The following is a 16083-nucleotide window of genomic DNA, read 5'->3' as shown; positions in this document are numbered from 1 at the left end:
GGCGCCGCTCAGCCGAAGCGTCCGGAGACGTAGTCCTCGGTGGCCTGCACCGACGGGGTCGTGAAGATCGTGGCGGTGTCGTCGTACTCGATGAGCCGGCCCGGCTTGCCGGTCCCCGCGATGTTGAAGAACGCGGTGCGGTCGCTGACGCGGCTCGCCTGCTGCATGTTGTGCGTGACGATCACGACCGTGTAGCGGGTCTTGATCTCGGCGATGAGCTCCTCGATCGCGAAGGTGGAGATCGGATCGAGCGCGGAGCACGGCTCGTCCATGAGGATCACGTCGGGCGACACCGCGATCGCACGGGCGATGCACAGACGCTGCTGTTGGCCGCCGGACAGACCCGACCCCGGCTTGTCCAGGCGATCCTTGACCTCGTTCCAGAGGTTCGCCCCTCGCAGGGACTTCTCGACGAGCGCCTCCTGATCGGACTTCGGCATGCGCGAGTTGTTCAGGGTGACGCCCGCGAGGACGTTCTCCTTGATCGACATGGTCGGGAAGGGGTTCGGACGCTGGAACACCATGCCCACCTGGCGGCGTACGACGACCGGATCCACGCCGGGGCCGTACAGGTTCTTGCCGTCGATGAGCACCTCGCCTTCGACGCGGGCGCCGGGGATCACCTCGTGCATGCGGTTGAGCGTGCGCAGGAACGTCGACTTCCCGCACCCGGACGGGCCGATGAACGCGGTCACCGTGTTGGGCTTGATGTCGATGTTCACGCCCTCCACGGCGAGGAAGTCGCCGTAGTAGACGTTCAGGTCGTTGACTTCGATGCTCTTGGACACTGTGGAATCCTTCTTTTCGATCGGGGGCCCGCTCAGCGGCCGGTCTTGGGTGCGAAGACCTTCGCGATCACGCGGGCGAGGAGGTTGAGGATCATGACGATGAGGATGAGAGCGAGCGCGGACGCCCACGCGCGGTCGATGAACGCCTCAGCGGGGATGCCGGGGTACTTCGCCTGCATGTAGGTGAACACCGGCAGCGTCGCCATCTGTCCGCTGAACATGTTGAGGTTCATGCTCTGGACCATGCCGACGGTGAGCAGCAGCGGTGCGGTCTCGCCGATGACGCGGGCGATCGCGAGCATGATGCTCGTGGTGATCCCGGCGATGGCCGTCGGCATCACGACCTTGAGGATCGTCAGCCATTTCGGCACGCCGAGGGCGTAGGCCGCTTCGCGCAGCTCATTGGGCACGATGCGCAGCAACTCCTCGGAGCCGCGGACCACCACGGGGATCATCAGTACGGACAGGGCCAGCGATCCCATGATCCCCAGACGCGTGCCCGGCCCCATGATGAGCGCGAACACCGAGTAGATGAACAGGCCGGCGACGATCGAGGGGATGCCGGTCATGACGTCGACGAGGAAGGTGATGCCGCGGGCGAGCTTCTTGCCCTGACCGTACTCGACGAGGTAGATCGAGGTCATCAGCCCGATCGGCACCGAGATGACGGTGGCGCCGAGGGTGATCAGCAGTGTCCCCCAGAGGGCGTGCACGGCGCCGCCGCCCTCGCCGACGACGTTGCGCATCGACGAGCTGAAGAACTCGGCGTCGAAGCGAGCGAGGCCGGCGACGACGACGGTGTACAGGAGCGAGACGAGCGGCAGCAGTGCGATGACGAACGCCGTGCACACCAACGCCGTCATCAGCCGGTCCATGGCATGACGGCGGCTCTCGGCGATCGAGGAGACGACGTAGATGAGGACGAGGAAGAGCACCATCCCCACCACGCAGGTCAGAGCGATGTTGAAGTCGGCGGGATCGCCGCCGACATTCGCGAACGCGAAGACCACCGCGGCGACGGCGAAGGATGCCACGAGCAGCGCCCACAGTGCCCACTTGGGCAGGCGGCCCATGCTGCGCGACGAGGTGGCGGGGGCGACGGCGGTGACGGTCATGTCAGTTGGCTCCCGAGAACTCGGCACGGCGCGAGACGATCCAGCGGGCGATGAAGTTCACCGCGAACGTCACGATGAACAGGATGAGGCCGGCGGCGATGAGCGTGTTGACGCCCTCGTCATGAGCCTCGGGGAAGCGCAGAGCGATGATCGCCGGGATCGTCGTCGGGTTCTCCGGGTTGAGGAGGTTGAAGGTGACGATGCCGAGCGGTGACAGGACGAGGGTCACCGCCATCGTCTCCCCGAGCGCCCTGCCGAGGCCCAGCATGGCTCCCGAGACGATCCCGCTGCGGGCGAAGGGCAGTACCGCCATGCGCACCATCTCCCAGCGGGTGGCGCCGAGCGCGAGGGCCGCCTCCTCGTGCAGCTTCGGCGTCTGCAGGAACACCTCGCGGCAGATCGCGGTCATGATCGGCAGGATCATGACCGCGAGCACGAGGGAAGCGGTCAGGATCGTCTTTCCCGTCCCCGATGCGGTCCCGCCGAAGATCGGGATCCACCCGAGGTTCGTGTTCAGCCACTTGTAGAACGGCACGAGCATCGGCGCGAAGGTCAGCGCACCCCACAGGCCGAAGACGACGGACGGTACGGCGGCGAGCAGGTCGATGATGTAGCCGAGCACACCTGCGATCCTGCGTGGCGCGTAGTGCGAGATGAACAGGGCGATGCCGATCGCCAGCGGGGCGGCGACGATCAACGCGATGGCGCTCGCATACACCGTTCCGAAGACGAACGGCCATACCCAGGCGAGGAACGACTGCCCGCGGAGGATGTGGTTGCCGCTCGTGTCGGGGGAGAACGCCGGGATCGACTGCACGATGAGGAAGACGGCCACGGCGGCGAGCGTGACGAGGATGATGATGCCTGCCCCGAGCGCGGTGCCGGAGAAGATGCGATCCCCCGGACGGAGGACGGCTTTGGGCGCCTCGGGCTGACGGGTGAGATCGGGTCCCGTCGTGGGTGTTGTCATCTGAGCGGCTCCACGGATGCTGCGGGTGATGTTCGGGTTTCGGGCTGATGCCCTCGTGGCGCCGAGCCGATCTGTGCGACCGGCGCCACGAGGGCGGGGTATGCGCGCTCGGCCGGAGCCGAGCGCCGTGTCACTCCGTGACGATCGCGCCGATGGCGGCGTTGACCTTCTCTCGCAGGTCATCCGAGATCGGCGCGCTGCCCGCGGCGGAGGCGGCCACGTCCTGACCCGCCGCGGAGGCGACGAACTCGAAGTACGCCTTCACCAGAGAGGCGATCTCGGGGTCCTCGTACTCGACACAGCCGATGAGGTACGACACGAGAGCGATCGGGTACGAGCCGGCCGGTGCGGACGCGGGGTCGACGGCGAAGGCGAGGTCGTGATCGGAACGCCCCTCCTCGAGGGGCGACGCGGCGACCAGGGCGGAGGCGGCCTCTGCGGAGTACGGCACGTACTCGCCCTCGACCTCGATGGCGACCTGGCCGAGCCCCTGGGCCTGCGACGCATCGGCGAAACCGATGTAGCCGACACCGTTCGTGATGGCGTTCACGACTCCGGACGTGCCGTCGCCGGCCTCACCCGTCGAGAGCGGCCACTCGTCGCTCGGCTCGTCGGTCCACACGTCAGGAGCGACCGCGGCGAGGTAACTGGTGAACGTCTCCTGCGTACCGGAGGCGTCGGCCCGGTGGACGGGGACGATCGCCTGATCGGGGAGGTCAACGTCAGGGTTCTGCTCGGCGATGGCCGGGTCGTCCCACTCGGTGATGTCGCCCGCGAAGATGCCGGCGAGCGTCGCGCCGTCGAGGTTCAGCTCGTCGATGCCCTCGAGGTTGAAGGCGACGGCGACGGGGGAGATGTAGACCGGTACCTCGACGATCTCGTCGGTCGCGCAGGACCCGAAGCCGCCCGCGGCGACCTCGTCGGCGTTGAACGCGCGGTCGGAGCCGACGAAGTTCGAGGAGCCGGAGAGGAAGTTCTCGCGCCCCGTGCCGGAGCCGGTCGAGGTGTAGTTGATCGTCGCGTCGGGGTTCGCCGTCTGGAAGGCGGCGACCCAGGACTGCTGGGCGGCTTCCTGGGAGGAGGCGCCGGTGGCCTCGAGCATGCCGGCGATCGAGGACGTCGGCGTGCTGTCGCCGGTGCCTGCGCCTGCTTCGTTCGTGGCGCAACCGGTGAGGGTGAGTGCGGCGATGGCGCCGACGGCGCCGAGCGACATGATTCGGGAGATCTTCACTGTGGGTGTCCGTTCGATCGTGAATGGTGAGGCCCGGTGCAGGGCACACAGTGACGCTAAGCGCGGCGGTTAACGACACTGCCCCACGACGGTGAACGGCAGGTGAACGGCAGGCGACCGGTCGGCATCACACGGCTGCGCGTGGTGCCGGCCGGTGACGATCAGATCTTGGGAATGTGCGTCTCGATCGAGATGATCCCGGAGCCGGGGTTGGTGGCCGACATGTGGGCGACGGAGAACGCCCCCACCTCCAGCGACGATGCGCTGCCGAGGTATGACCCGTGCATGGTCCCGGTGGCCAGGGCGAGTTCGGACAGGATGTCGGGGAGGACAGGGCCGTGACTGCAGATGACGGCGGGCTTGCGTGCGCGCACGCGTTTGCCGATCACGGTGCGCACATCCGAGACGCCCTCCTCCCAGGCGTCCTGACTGACGCGCTCGGTGAGCACCGGCTCGCGCCCGAGCGCGTTCGCGAACGGCGTGACCGTCTGCACGCAGCGGACGGCGTCGCTGGTGATGATCCTGCGGATGCCGAACGCGCGCAGCGGCTCGACCAGCGCCTCGGCCTGTCGGAGCCCGCGATCGGTGAGCGGGCGCCCGGCGTCGGGGCCGTCCCAGGCGGACCGGGGCACCGCCTTGGCGTGCCGGAGCGCCACGATGGGGAAGGTGCGAAGCACGCCGTCCGAGAGCAGCCGGTCGAACTCATCGAGGATCTCGAGGTCGACGGGGTAGCTCAGCGCCTTCCTCGCCTTCTTGACGCTGACCCACTCGAGTGCCGCGATCTCGCTGTTGGGGACGAACGTGGATTGACGGATCGCCTTCTCGGTCGCCTCCGCGGCCCAGTAGTGGACGACCTTCTGGCGGCCGGGGCGCATGAAATAACGGCTCACCCCGACCGGGACCCCGAGATGCACGCGGATGCCGGTCTCCTCGGCCACCTCGCGCACAGCGGTCTGAGCGAGCATCTCGCCGGGATCGACCTTGCCCTTGGGGAGGGTCACATCCCGATACTTGGTGCGATGGATGAGCAGGATGCGGAGCTTGCCTTTCGCGGTCAGACGCCAGACCACCGCGCCGGCGGCGTACACCGCCTTGTCGTCCTTCACGACCGTGACCGCCTGCGTCATCGCGCCGTGCGGGACCGGCGCCGGCGGCGGATCTGACTCATCGTCTTGTCCTGCAGATCGACAAGGGGTGCACCTTCGGTGTCGACGGAGTGCCGCTCCCACACTCCGTCCGGTCCGAGATGCCAGGAGGCGATGCCGTCGTCCTGGGAGAGATCGAAGAACGACAGCAGCTCGGTGATGTGCCCTTCGTCGGTGACGCGCACGAGCGCCTCGACCCGCCGGTCGAGGTTGCGGTGCATCATGTCGGCGCTGCCGATGTACACCTGCGGGTCGCCGTCGTTGTCGAACGCGAAGATCCGGGAGTGCTCAAGGTATCGCCCGAGGATGCTCCGCACGGTGATGTTGTCACTGATGCCGGGAAGGTCGACTCTGATGCTGCAGATGCCTCGTACCCAGATGTCGACCTTCACGCCGGCCTGACTCGCGCGGTACAGGGCGTCGATGATCTCCTCATCGACCATGGAGTTGACCTTGATGCGGATGTGCGCCGGCTTGCCCGCATCGGCATGCGCGCGCTCCTGATCGATGAGACGCAGCAGGCCCTTGCGCAGGTGGAGCGGGGCGACGAGGAGGCGCTTGAACTTCTTCTCGATCGCGTAGCCGCTGAGCTCGTTGAACAGTCGCGTGAGGTCCTTGCCGACCTGCGCGTCCGACGTGAACAGGCCGAAGTCCTCGTAGATGCGGCTCGTCTTCGGGTTGTAGTTGCCCGTGCCGACGTGCGAGTAGTGGCGCAGCTGGCCCTCCTCCTCGCGGATGACGAGCGTGAGCTTGCAGTGCGTCTTGAGTCCGACGAGGCCGTACACGACATGCACGCCGGCCTTCTCGAGCTTGCGCGCCCAGACGATGTTGTTCGCCTCGTCGAAACGAGCCTTGACCTCGACGAGTGCGAGGACCTGCTTGCCGGCCTCCGCGGCGTCGATCAGGGCCTGCACGACAGGGCTGTCGCCGGAGGTGCGGTACAGGGTCTGCTTGATCGCGAGCACGTGCGGATCGCGGGCGGCCTGCTCGAGGAACGCCTGAACGCTCGTCGAGAACGACTCGTACGGGTGGTGGACGAGGACGTCGTTCTTCCGGACGGCGGCGAAGATGTCGGCGCGGTTGCTCGAGCCCGTCGGCTGGAACGCGACGGCCGTCGTCGGCAGGTGCGGGGGATAGCGCAGGTCGGGGCGATTGACCCGCGAGAGCGAGAAGAGGCCGCGCAGATCAAGAGGGCTCGGGAGCCGGTAGACCTCCTGGTCGGTGATGGCGAGTTCCTCGACCAGCAGGTTGAGGGTGACGTCATCCATGTCGTCGGCGATCTCGAGACGGATCGGCGGGCCGAACCGGCGGCGGAGCAGCTCGGCCTCCAGTGCCTGGATGAGATTCTCGCTCTCGTCCTCCTCGATCTCGACGTCCTCGTTCCTCGTGAGGCGGAACGCGTGGTGGTCGAGCACCTCCATGCCGGGGAACAGGTCACCGAGGTGGTTGGAGATGAGGTCCTCCAACGGGAGGTAGCGCGCGATCTCGCCCGTGCCCGGCACCTCGACGAGGCGCGGCAGCATCGGCGGCACCTTCAGGCGCGCGAACTCCTGGCGACCGGTCCGCGCGTTGCGGATGCGGATGGCGAGGTTCAGCGAGAGGCCGGAGATGTACGGGAACGGGTGAGCGGGATCCACCGCGAGCGGCATCAGGACGGGGAACACGTGGAGCTGGAAGTACTCCGTCAGGGCCGACCGCTCCGAGTCGCTGAGTCGGTCCCACTCCGTGATCTCGATGCCGGCGTCCGCCAGCGCGGGGCGGACGAGCTCCGTCCAGGCCCTGGCATGGCGCAACTGCAGCGCGTGCGCCTCCTGCGAGATGTCGCCGAGGACGTCCGCCGGTGAGCGCCCCACGTTCGTCGGGACGGCCAGACCGGTGACGATCCGGCGCTTGAGCCCCGCGACGCGGACCATGAAGAACTCGTCGAGGTTGCTGGCGAAGATCGCCAGGAAGTTCGCCCGCTCGAGTTCGGGGAGCGACGGATCCTCTGCGAGCTCGAGCACGCGCTGGTTGAACGCCAGCCAGCTGATCTCGCGGTCGTGGTAGCGATGATCGGGCAGCAGGGCGTCTGGCGCCTCGATGGCGTCGTCGAAGTCGTCGTCCTCGGCGTCACCAAGGCCGGCATCGGTGATTGCGGCGTCGATCATGGGTACATCTTCGCACCGTGACGTGTCGTGCGCGTGAACTCGTTTCCGTCGGTGTCAGCCGGCGGCGGCATCCGCTTCGTCGTCGTAGACGTTGAACCGGTATCCGACGTTGCGCACGGTGCCGATGATCTGCTCCTGATCGCCCAGCTTGGCGCGCAGGCGACGCACGTGCACGTCGACCGTCCGCGTCCCGCCGAAGTAGTCGTACCCCCACACCTCACTGAGCAGCTGCTCCCTGGTGAAAACGCGGGAGGGGTGGGTGGCGAGGAAGTGCAGGAGCTGGAACTCCTTGTAGGTCAGATCCAGCGGTTTGCCGTGCAGCTTCGCCGAGTACGACTGCTCGTCGATGGAGATGCCCGATGCCTGCACGCGACTCGGCTCGGCCGACGCCTCGTAACGGGCGATGGCCAGGCGGATCCTGGCGTCCGCCTCGGCGGGGCCGGCCTCGGCGAGGAGCACGTCGTCGATGCCCCAGTCGCCGGACACCGCACTCATGCCGCCCTCGGTGACCACCAGCAGCAGCGGGGTCTCCTGGCCGGTGGTGCGCAGCAGTCGGCACAGGGACTTCGCGCCGGCGAGGTCGACGCGTCCGTCGATGACCAGCACATCGCTCTCCGGAGCCCCGATCAACTGGGTCGCCTCCGCGGGGATCCGCCGGACCTGGTGGCTGAGCAGCTCGAGCGCGGGCAGCACCTGCGTCGAGGGGGCCGAAGACAGAACCAGGATCGATGCCACGTGCTATTCCTTCCGGGCGACGCGGCGGCCACCCTGACCAGGGCGAGCGCGCCCCCGAGCGCCAATGATAGCGATGGGTGAGAATGGAAGCATGTCAGAACCCGCCCTCGCGCCGCGCAACGCCCTCGCCGGCGTCGTCATCGTCTGGGCGGCGGCGTTGATCGCCGCCGTCTCGATCGGCATCTTCGTCCCGGAGGAATGGCGCGTGCAGTGGCTCATGGTCGGCTTCGGCGCGGCCGTGCTGCTGTCGTTCGGCGTGCAGCTCTGGTACGGGCAGGCCAAGGGGTTCATCTTCCGCGTCGCCGCCAGTGCGATCGGCGCGCTGGTGCTGCTCGGGGTCGTCTCCGCCGCCTTCGGCCTCGCCGCCCTGATCCCGTCCTGAACCCACCCTCCGGGCGGAGGGGTAGAGTATTCGCATGGACCTCGTCGCCCTCGAACTCTTCTTCATCGGCCTGCTGGGCCTTGCGAGTCTCGCGATCGTCTTCGTCGCGGGTGTCGTGCTGCGGAATCTCTTCCGTGGACAGCGCTGACCCCCGGCTGATCCGATCCCATCATGCTCGAGCTGCCCACTGACCTGCCTGCCGACCTCGCGCCCCTGAGCTGGCTCATCGGCGTCTGGGAAGGCACCGGCGTGATCGAATACACCGCGGGTGACCACCGCTTCGAGGGTGAGTTCACGCATCGCGTGAGCTTCAGCCACGACGGCACCGGCCACCTGAACTACTCGGCGACGGGGTGGATGGCCGCCGAGGGCGACCGGGAGTCGACCCCTCTCGTGGCCGAGACCGGGTACTGGCGCCTTTCGCGCCCGGCGACGGCGGCGGATGCCGGCCCTGCACTGCTCCCTCCGATGGAGGAGTCCGCGCCCCGCACGGTCGATGACGTCGAGAAGCTGCGCGCCGAATCCGGCGGATTCCCCATCGAGGTCTCGCTCGCGCACTCCGACGGCGCGCTCGAGCTCTACCTCGGCGAGATCAACGGCCCTCGCGTCGACATCGCCACGGATGCGATCGTCCGCAGCGCCGGCGGCAAGGAGTACGGCGCGGCGAGCCGCATGTACGGCCTCGTCGACGGGCACCTGCTGTGGGCGTGGGACATCGCGGCCCTCGGCGGGAAGATGGCCTCGCACGCATCCGCCCGTCTGGCTCGGGTCTGACCGTGTCCGCCCTCGCCGACGCGTTCGCGTCCCGGCCGGGTGCCGTGGCCGACGACGGCATCATCTCGCACTACGGCGAGCCGATGCGCGAGCAGCGCCGTCTCGCGGACGGCTCCGCCGCGGTGCTGCTGGGAGACCGCACCGTCATCGAGGTGGCCGGCGAGGATCGGCTGACCTGGCTCGACTCGATCACGTCGCAGGCGCTGACCGGGCTTCGTCCGGGTGAGAGCACCGAACTGCTGATCCTCGATCCGCAGGGGCGCGTCGAGCACGCCGCCGGAGTGCTGGAAGACGGCGCATCGGTCTGGCTCATCGCCGATTCCGGAGACGTCGACGCGCTCGCGACGTGGCTCACGCGGATGGTGTTCCGCTCCCGCGTGACGGTGCGCGTGCGCGATGATCTCGCTCTCGTCGGTGCGTTCGCCGGAGGGGCGGCGGAGTCCGCTGTCACCGCAGCCGCCCTCGCTCCGAACGGGACACCGCTGGTGTGGGCCGATCCGTGGAACGCCGTGCAGATCGGCGGCCACCAGTACTCCGTGATCGACGAGCATCCGGCCGAGGGCTATCGCTGGCGCATCGCGATCCTCGACGCCGAGGCATCCGTTCCTGCCCTGGAGGACATCGCGGCGGCCGGCGTGCTCGCCGCCGAAGCGCTCCGAGTCGCCGCGTGGCGGCCACGCTGGGCCGCAGAGGTCGACGAGCGCTCCCTCCCGCATGAATCCGACTGGATCCGCAGCGCCGTGCACCTCAACAAGGGCTGCTACCGCGGTCAGGAGACGGTCGCGAAGGTGCACAACCTCGGCCACCCGCCGCGTCGGCTGGCCGCGTTGCAGCTCGACGGAAGCGCCGACGTCCTTCCCGCAGCCGGTGCTCCGGTGTTCGCCGGTGAGGACGAGGTCGGCGCCATCACCTCTGTCGCCCGCCATCACGAGGACGGGCCGATCGCCCTGGCGATCCTCTCGCGTCGCGCGCCGACCGGCGACCTCGTCGTGCGCGCCGACGGCGTCGACATCGCCGCCGCACAGCAGGTGATCGTCCCGGCGGATGCCGGTGCCACCGCCGACGTGCCCCGGCTGACCCGTCTCTCACGTCGTCCGGAGGGCCAGGACCCGCGACGCGCTCAGGGCTGAGGTGCCACGGCATCCCACGGAACGGTGAGTTCCCCCAGACGCCACCGCGAACGACTGCCCTGCACCGGCCAGCCCTGAGCCTTCAGACCGGAGACCGCGGCGACGAAGCGCTGCGTCGCACCGAACGTCGACAGGGGAGCGGCACGCTCCCACTCCCGATCGAGGGCCACGAGCAGATCATGGACCCGCTCGCCGGGGATGTTCCGGTGGATCAGCGCCTTGGGCAGGCGCTCCGCCACCACCCCTGGACGCTCCAGCTCCGCCAGACGCAGTGAGATCGTGAAGCGCACCGGTGATCCGCCTGGTTCGACGTCGACCCAGCTGCCGATGCGTCCGATCTCGTCGCACGTGCCTTCGCAGAGCATGCCGCCCTTCGCCAGACGCGACGTCAAGGATCGCCACGCCTCCGCGACGTCGCCCTCGTCGTACTGGCGCAGCACGTTCATGGCGCGGATCACGGAGGCACTCCGCCCGTCGGGCAACGGCACCTCGAAACCGCCCCTGGCGAAGGACACCGGTAGGTCAGGAGCGAACGGCGTGGTGCCTGCGCGCACCTGTTCCAACTGCGCGCGCGCCGTCGCGACTCGTTCCGGCGCGAGCTCGACGCCGAGGACCTCCGCGTCCGCGCGAACCTTCGTCAGGCGGGTCGCGAGCTCGAAAGCGGTCACACCGCTCGCGCCGTATCCGAGGTCGACCACGAGAGGATCGGCGGCCGATCGGAACGCCGCGCTCGCGGCGATCCAGCGGTCGTTGCGCCGGAGCCTGTTCGTCCCGGTGGTGCCCCTCGTGGGACGCCCGACGTGCGTGGAGGCCATGGGATCATTCTCCCACCGGCATAGACTGGTGCCATGACCCGCACTCTCATCCTGCTCCGCCACGGCCAGAGCGAGTGGAACGAATTGAACCTGTTCACCGGATGGGTGGACGTCCGTCTCACCGACCAGGGCAAGAACGAAGCCCGCCGGGGCGGCGAGCTCCTCGCCGAGTCCGGGCTTCTGCCCGACGTCCTGCACACGTCGATGCTCAGCCGCGCGATCCAGACGGCGAACATCGCGCTGGATGCCGCCGACCGACTGTGGATCCCGGTCAAGCGCTCCTGGCGCCTCAACGAGCGTCACTACGGTGCGCTCCAGGGCAAGGACAAGGCGCAGACGCTCGAGGAGTTCGGCCCTGAGCAGTTCCAGCTGTGGCGCCGCTCGTTCGACGTGCCGCCGCCCCTCCTGGACGATGACAGCGAGTTCAGCCAGGTGAACGACCCGCGCTACGTCGGCATGGACGGCGAGGTGCCCCGCACCGAGTCCCTGAAGATCGTCATCGACCGCATGCTGCCCTACTGGGAGAGCGCGATCGTCCCCGACCTCGAGGCCGGCAAGACCGTGCTCGTCGCCGCCCACGGCAACTCGCTGCGCGGTCTGGTCAAGCACCTCGACGGCATCAGCGACGAGGACATCGCCGAACTGAACATCCCCACCGGCATCCCGCTGGTCTACGAGCTCGACGACGACAACGTCCCGACCGGCCCCGCACGGTACCTCGACCCCGAGGCCGCCGCCGCCGGCGCCGCGGCCGTCGCAGCGCAGGGCAAGAAGTAAGAGCCTCAGCGCGAAACACCGGAACCCCGTCATCTCGAAAGAGGCGACGGGGTTCCGGCGTCTTCGGACGGATCAGTCGAGGCCGGCCCGGCGGGCAGCAGCCTCGTGCGCCTCGGCGGCGATGGCGATGTCCTCCTCGGCGACGGCCCAGTCGCCCGTGGCGAGGTACACGACCTTCTTGGCCACTGCCACCGCGTGGTCGGCGAACCGCTCGTGGTAGCGACTGGCGAGTGTCGCATCCACCGTCGCCGTCGGCTCGCCCTTCCAGTTGTCGCTGAGAACCTTCTCGAACACGAGCGCGTGCAGCTCATCGACGTCGTCGTCCGCGTTGCGGATCTCATCGGCCAGGCGCAGGTCCTGGGTGCGCAACAGCTCGGACAGCGTGCGGGAGATCTCGACATCCCGCTCGCCCATCTTCTTGAAGGTGCCCTTGAGGCCCTTCGGGATCGCACGTTCGGGGAAGCGCAGACGCGCGAGCTGTGCGATGTGCTCGGCCATGTCGCCCATCCGTTCGAGCGATGCACTCACACGCAGGGCGAACACGACGATCCGCAGGTCTCGGGCGACGGGCTGCTGGCGGGCGAGCACCTCGATCGCGAGCTCGTCGAGACTCACGGTCAGCTCGTCGATGCGGGCGTCGTCGGCGATGACCTCCTCGGCCATGGCGACGTCGCTCTTCGCGAAGGCGCGCGTCGCCTTGTCGATGGCGACGGTGACGAGGTCGGTGATCTCCACGAGGCGGGACTGGATGTCCTCGAGGGACTGGTGGAAGACTTCGCGCATGATCGTCGCTACCTTTCGTTCGGATCTCGGACGGGTGTCGCCGGCCGGTGGACACCGAGAGTGCGGGCGTCCGCAGTGATTGTGGTCGCCGAAGGTTAACGAACGGTGCCCAATGGATGAACACTACGTCGGAAGGGGGCTCGATCATGCGGAAACATGCGGGACGGAGGGCGAACCGGGCCTACGCTTGAGGCATGAACCCGGGGTCGATCGCGCTCATCGCACTCGCCGTCGGGCTGGTGATCGGCGTGGGATTGTCCGCCATCATCGCCTGGGCGCGGCGCTCGCGGGTCACGAACAGCGAAGCCACGTCCGCCGAGGTCCCGCACGGTGCAGCGGAGGTCCTGGACGGCATGGACGACGCCGCCTGCGTGGTCGATGCGTCGGGTCTCGTCCTGGCTACGTCGCCCGCGGCTGCCCGGTACGGGATCGCGGTCGGAGCGGGCCTCGAGAACGGCGAGTTCCGGGAGCTGGTCCGCGTCGTTCGCGCCTCGGGAATCGCCACGACCGAGACGGTGCGACTGAGCAGATCCGCCGTCAGCCTCGACCCTCGGCTCGTCTCCGCGCGCGCGAGCGTGCTCGGGGGGAGACTCGTCCTGCTCATCCTCCGCGACATCACGGAGCAGGAGCGCCTCGAACAGGTGCGGCGCGACTTCGTGGCCAACACCAGCCATGAGTTGAAGACGCCGGTGGGCGCTGTGATCCTGCTGGCGGAGGCGATCGAGTCGGCGGCGGACGATCCGGATCAGGTGCGCGACTTCGCCGCCCGCATCTCCGCGGAGGCCATCAGGCTCGGCCAGCTCACCCGACGCATCATGAGTCTGTCGCGGCTGCAGGCGTCCGACGGGGTCACGGAGACCGAACCGGTGTCGATCGACGAGGTCGTCGCCGCGTCGATCGAGGCGCATGCGGTGCAGGCGGAATCCGCCGGGGTGGAGTTGATCCGAGGCGGCGACCGTCGCGCCTTCGTGCGCGGGGACGCGCAGACCCTCATCGAGGCCGTCGGGAACCTCATCGCCAACGCGATCGCGTACTCGCCGGCGGGGTCCCGCGTGGGGGCGGGGGTCAAGATCGACGGTGAGACGGTGGAGATCGCGATCTCCGACCAGGGGATCGGCATCGACGAAGCGGACAGGGAGCGCATCTTCGAGCGCTTCTACCGCGCGGACGATGCGAGGTCGCGACGCACAGGGGGAACCGGCCTGGGGCTTTCGATCGTCAAGCACGCGACGCAGCGCCACGGCGGTGAGGTGCGCCTGTGGTCGAGGCCGGGTCGTGGGTCGACGTTCACGATCGTCCTTCCTCGGATCGACGGCCCGGCGGGCCAGGACGAGAAGAAGGCCAAGAAGAAGAACAAGAAGAAGAAGCACGCGCGAAAGGGCTCGGCGACAGCCGAGGACGCGCGTGTCGGGAACGGAGAGAACGCATGACCCGCATCCTTCTCGTCGAGGACGAACCGGACCTTGCGGATCCGCTCGCCTACCTGCTCCGACGCGAGGGGTACGACGTCGAGATCGCAGAGGATGGGCCGGGGGCCGTGTCCGCCTTCCGGGAAGGCGGCGCGGACATCATCCTGCTGGACCTCATGCTCCCCGGCATCCCGGGCACCGAGGTGTGCCGGCAGATCCGCGCGACATCCGCGGTGCCGATCATCATGCTCACCGCGAAGGACTCCGAGGTCGACATCGTCGTGGGTCTCGAGCTCGGCGCGGACGACTACATCACGAAGCCGTATTCGTCGCGAGAGCTCCTCGCCAGGATGCGCGCTGTCCTGCGCCGTGCGGTGCCGGACGAGGGTGATCTGGAGGAGCGCGTGCTGGAGGGCGGCCGGGTCTCGCTCGACATCGATCGCCACACGGTCACCGTCGCCGGGGAGGAGATCAGCATGCCGCTCAAGGAGTTCGAACTCCTGGAGATGCTCATGCGCAACTCGGGGCGCGTCCTCACCAGGGGCCAGCTCATCGATCGTGTGTGGGGAAGTGACTACTTCGGCGACACGAAGACGCTGGACGTGCACATCAAGCGGATCCGGTCGCGCATTGAGGAGAACCCGGGGGAGCCGGTCATGCTCGTGACCGTCCGCGGGTTGGGGTACCGCTTCGAAGGGTGATGGGGAATGCGAGAGGCCGGCACCCGTCGGGTGCCGGCCTCTCGCATGTCTCGAGTTTGCTCAGTCCTCTTCAGGGACGAGGTCGGCGTAGTAGGACAGGGTGCCGTCGAGCACGGGGACGTCGGCCGTCGCGCCGATCGCATCTCCGGACTGGAAGTACATCGTCACGGTCGCTCCGGGCTTGGCGTCGAGTCCGTCGATGCGCAGCGGCTCGGCGTTGGCGCCGAGGCTCAGCTGGTCGCCGGCGCCGACGCGCAGCGTGAGCGGCTCGACGCCCTCGATCTCGACCGTGAGGGTCTCACTGCGGTCGGTCGGGTTGACGATCGCGGCGACGAGGTTGCCGGTCGAGCCGTCTTCCGTGGCGATGACCACCGCGTTGCGGATCTCGAGCGGACCGTCGGAGTCGGGGATGTTCACCCCGTCAGCAGCCGAGTACTTGATGTTCGTCGACTGAGGCGTGATGAACGTGCATCCGGTTGCGCCGAGCAGAACGAGGGCGCTGAGGGCAGCGGATGCTACAAGGCGCGATTTCACGGATCCTCCTGGAGCTGTGGGAATTCAGTCCATTCTATGGGTAACGCCCGCCCTCCGTCGGACCCTGCGGGGGCAAACCTTAGCGCATGTCGCCTGTGGTATTCTGGAGGTTGCCGAAAGGACACGATTTTATGCTTTTTGAGGTTGGCGAAACGGTCGTCTATCCGCACCATGGGGCCGCGACGATCATCGAGGTCAAGGATCGCGTCATCAAGGGCGAGACGAAGAAGTATCTGAAGCTCAACGTCACCCAGGGCGATCTGATCATCGAAGTGCCGGCAGAGAACGTCGACCTCGTCGGCGTCCGCGATGTCATCGGCCAGGAGGGTCTCGACCACGTGTTCGAGGTCCTGCGCGCGCCGTTCACGGAAGAGCCCACAAACTGGTCCCGCCGGTACAAGGCGAACCTTGAGAAGCTCGCCTCCGGCGATGTGATCAAGGTCAGCGAGGTCGTTCGCGACCTGTGGCGTCGTGACCAGGACCGCGGTCTGTCCGCGGGGGAGAAGCGCATGCTGGCGAAGGCTCGCCAGATCCTCATCTCCGAGCTCGCGCTCGCGGAGAAGTGCGACGAGGACAAGGCGGGCTCGCTGCTCGACGAGGTCCTCGCGTCCTGACATCCGGGGTCATCGGCGCCTCGGTAGGCTGAC

At 68.1% G+C, this 16083-nt stretch carries 17 protein-coding genes; 7 read left to right on the top strand and 10 right to left on the bottom strand.

Going from position 1 to position 16083, the window contains the following annotated elements; all coding sequences use genetic code 11:
* Positions 1–8 precede the first annotated feature (8 nt).
* The 7 genes from pstB to HD600_RS02625 all read right to left on the bottom strand — a co-directional run bounded on the left by pstB (position 9) and on the right by HD600_RS02625 (position 8131).
* A complete protein-coding gene (gene pstB / locus HD600_RS02655; protein ID WP_144797642.1) occupies positions 9–788 on the bottom strand; it encodes a phosphate ABC transporter ATP-binding protein PstB in 780 nt (259 codons plus the stop codon).
* A gap of 32 nt (positions 789–820) precedes the next feature.
* Entirely contained in the window at positions 821–1903 is a 1083-nt protein-coding gene (gene pstA / locus HD600_RS02650) for a phosphate ABC transporter permease PstA (protein WP_184281389.1), read from the bottom strand.
* A gap of 1 nt (position 1904) precedes the next feature.
* On the bottom strand, positions 1905–2873 hold the full coding sequence (pstC, locus tag HD600_RS02645) for a phosphate ABC transporter permease subunit PstC (RefSeq protein ID WP_144797646.1): 969 nt from the start codon (positions 2871–2873) through the stop codon (positions 1905–1907).
* Positions 2874–3003: 130 nt separating this feature from the next.
* Positions 3004–4104 carry a phosphate ABC transporter substrate-binding protein PstS gene (gene pstS, locus HD600_RS02640; RefSeq protein WP_184281387.1) on the bottom strand — a complete coding sequence of 367 codons (1101 nt, stop codon included), beginning with the start codon at positions 4102–4104 and terminating at the stop codon, positions 3004–3006.
* A gap of 161 nt (positions 4105–4265) precedes the next feature.
* Positions 4266–5231 (bottom strand): NUDIX hydrolase, encoded by a 966-nt coding sequence (locus tag HD600_RS02635; RefSeq protein ID WP_184281385.1) that lies wholly within the window; start codon positions 5229–5231, stop codon positions 4266–4268.
* Entirely contained in the window at positions 5228–7396 is a 2169-nt protein-coding gene (locus tag HD600_RS02630; protein WP_184281383.1) for an RNA degradosome polyphosphate kinase, read from the bottom strand. Before HD600_RS02630 ends, HD600_RS02635 begins: the two co-directional genes overlap by 4 nt.
* A gap of 54 nt (positions 7397–7450) precedes the next feature.
* Positions 7451–8131, bottom strand: coding sequence for a winged helix-turn-helix domain-containing protein (locus HD600_RS02625; protein ID WP_184281381.1), 681 nt, complete (start codon positions 8129–8131; stop codon positions 7451–7453).
* Between the two features lie 91 nt (positions 8132–8222).
* On the opposite strand from HD600_RS02625, the gene HD600_RS02620 reads away from it, so the two are divergent.
* The 3 genes from HD600_RS02620 to ygfZ all read left to right on the top strand — a co-directional run bounded on the left by HD600_RS02620 (position 8223) and on the right by ygfZ (position 10417).
* Complete coding sequence (locus HD600_RS02620) at positions 8223–8513, top strand: hypothetical protein (RefSeq protein WP_144797656.1); 291 nt, start codon at positions 8223–8225, stop codon at positions 8511–8513.
* Between the two features lie 171 nt (positions 8514–8684).
* Positions 8685–9287, top strand: a complete 603-nt coding sequence (locus tag HD600_RS02615) for a heme-binding beta-barrel domain-containing protein (protein ID WP_144797657.1) — start codon at positions 8685–8687, stop codon at positions 9285–9287.
* A gap of 2 nt (positions 9288–9289) precedes the next feature.
* Positions 9290–10417: a CAF17-like 4Fe-4S cluster assembly/insertion protein YgfZ gene (gene ygfZ / locus HD600_RS02610; RefSeq protein WP_338402271.1), complete on the top strand. Its 1128-nt coding sequence runs from the start codon at positions 9290–9292 to the stop codon at positions 10415–10417.
* Here ygfZ and HD600_RS02605 read toward each other — a convergent pair.
* The gene (locus tag HD600_RS02605; RefSeq protein WP_184281379.1) at positions 10408–11232 is read right to left on the bottom strand and encodes a class I SAM-dependent methyltransferase; all 825 of its coding nucleotides are present in this window, start codon (positions 11230–11232) and stop codon (positions 10408–10410) included. The two genes, ygfZ and HD600_RS02605, sit on opposite strands and share 10 nt — an antisense overlap.
* Before the next feature lie 33 nt (positions 11233–11265).
* On the opposite strand from HD600_RS02605, the gene HD600_RS02600 reads away from it, so the two are divergent.
* The gene (locus tag HD600_RS02600; protein ID WP_144797661.1) at positions 11266–12009 is read left to right on the top strand and encodes a phosphoglyceromutase; all 744 of its coding nucleotides are present in this window, start codon (positions 11266–11268) and stop codon (positions 12007–12009) included.
* Positions 12010–12081: 72 nt separating this feature from the next.
* On the opposite strand, the gene phoU is transcribed toward HD600_RS02600, so the two are convergent.
* Positions 12082–12792 carry a phosphate signaling complex protein PhoU gene (phoU, locus tag HD600_RS02595; RefSeq protein ID WP_184281377.1) on the bottom strand — a complete coding sequence of 237 codons (711 nt, stop codon included), beginning with the start codon at positions 12790–12792 and terminating at the stop codon, positions 12082–12084.
* Positions 12793–12986: 194 nt separating this feature from the next.
* Here phoU and HD600_RS02590 point away from each other — a divergent pair, with 194 nt between their 5' ends.
* Together HD600_RS02590 and HD600_RS02585 are read left to right on the top strand one after the other, a co-directional pair.
* Positions 12987–14222, top strand: coding sequence for a sensor histidine kinase (locus HD600_RS02590; protein WP_184281375.1), 1236 nt, complete (start codon positions 12987–12989; stop codon positions 14220–14222).
* A complete protein-coding gene (locus HD600_RS02585; protein ID WP_184281373.1) occupies positions 14219–14902 on the top strand; it encodes a response regulator transcription factor in 684 nt (227 codons plus the stop codon). The genes HD600_RS02590 and HD600_RS02585 overlap by 4 nt, the downstream gene beginning before the upstream one ends.
* A 60-nt stretch (positions 14903–14962) precedes the next feature.
* On the opposite strand, the gene HD600_RS02580 is transcribed toward HD600_RS02585, so the two are convergent.
* Positions 14963–15436: a DNA modification methylase gene (locus tag HD600_RS02580; RefSeq protein ID WP_144797669.1), complete on the bottom strand. Its 474-nt coding sequence runs from the start codon at positions 15434–15436 to the stop codon at positions 14963–14965.
* Between the two features lie 131 nt (positions 15437–15567).
* Between HD600_RS02580 and HD600_RS02575 the strand changes: the two genes are divergently transcribed.
* On the top strand, positions 15568–16050 hold the full coding sequence (locus HD600_RS02575; protein WP_144797671.1) for a CarD family transcriptional regulator: 483 nt from the start codon (positions 15568–15570) through the stop codon (positions 16048–16050).
* The last annotated feature ends 33 nt before the right edge of the window (positions 16051–16083 follow it).

It is taken from the genome of Microbacterium ginsengiterrae (assembly GCF_014205075.1).
Taxonomy (GTDB): Bacteria; Actinomycetota; Actinomycetes; order Actinomycetales; family Microbacteriaceae; genus Microbacterium; species Microbacterium ginsengiterrae.
Note: the sequence above shows the minus strand (reverse complement) of the source record. Positions and strands in the feature narration are given on the sequence as shown.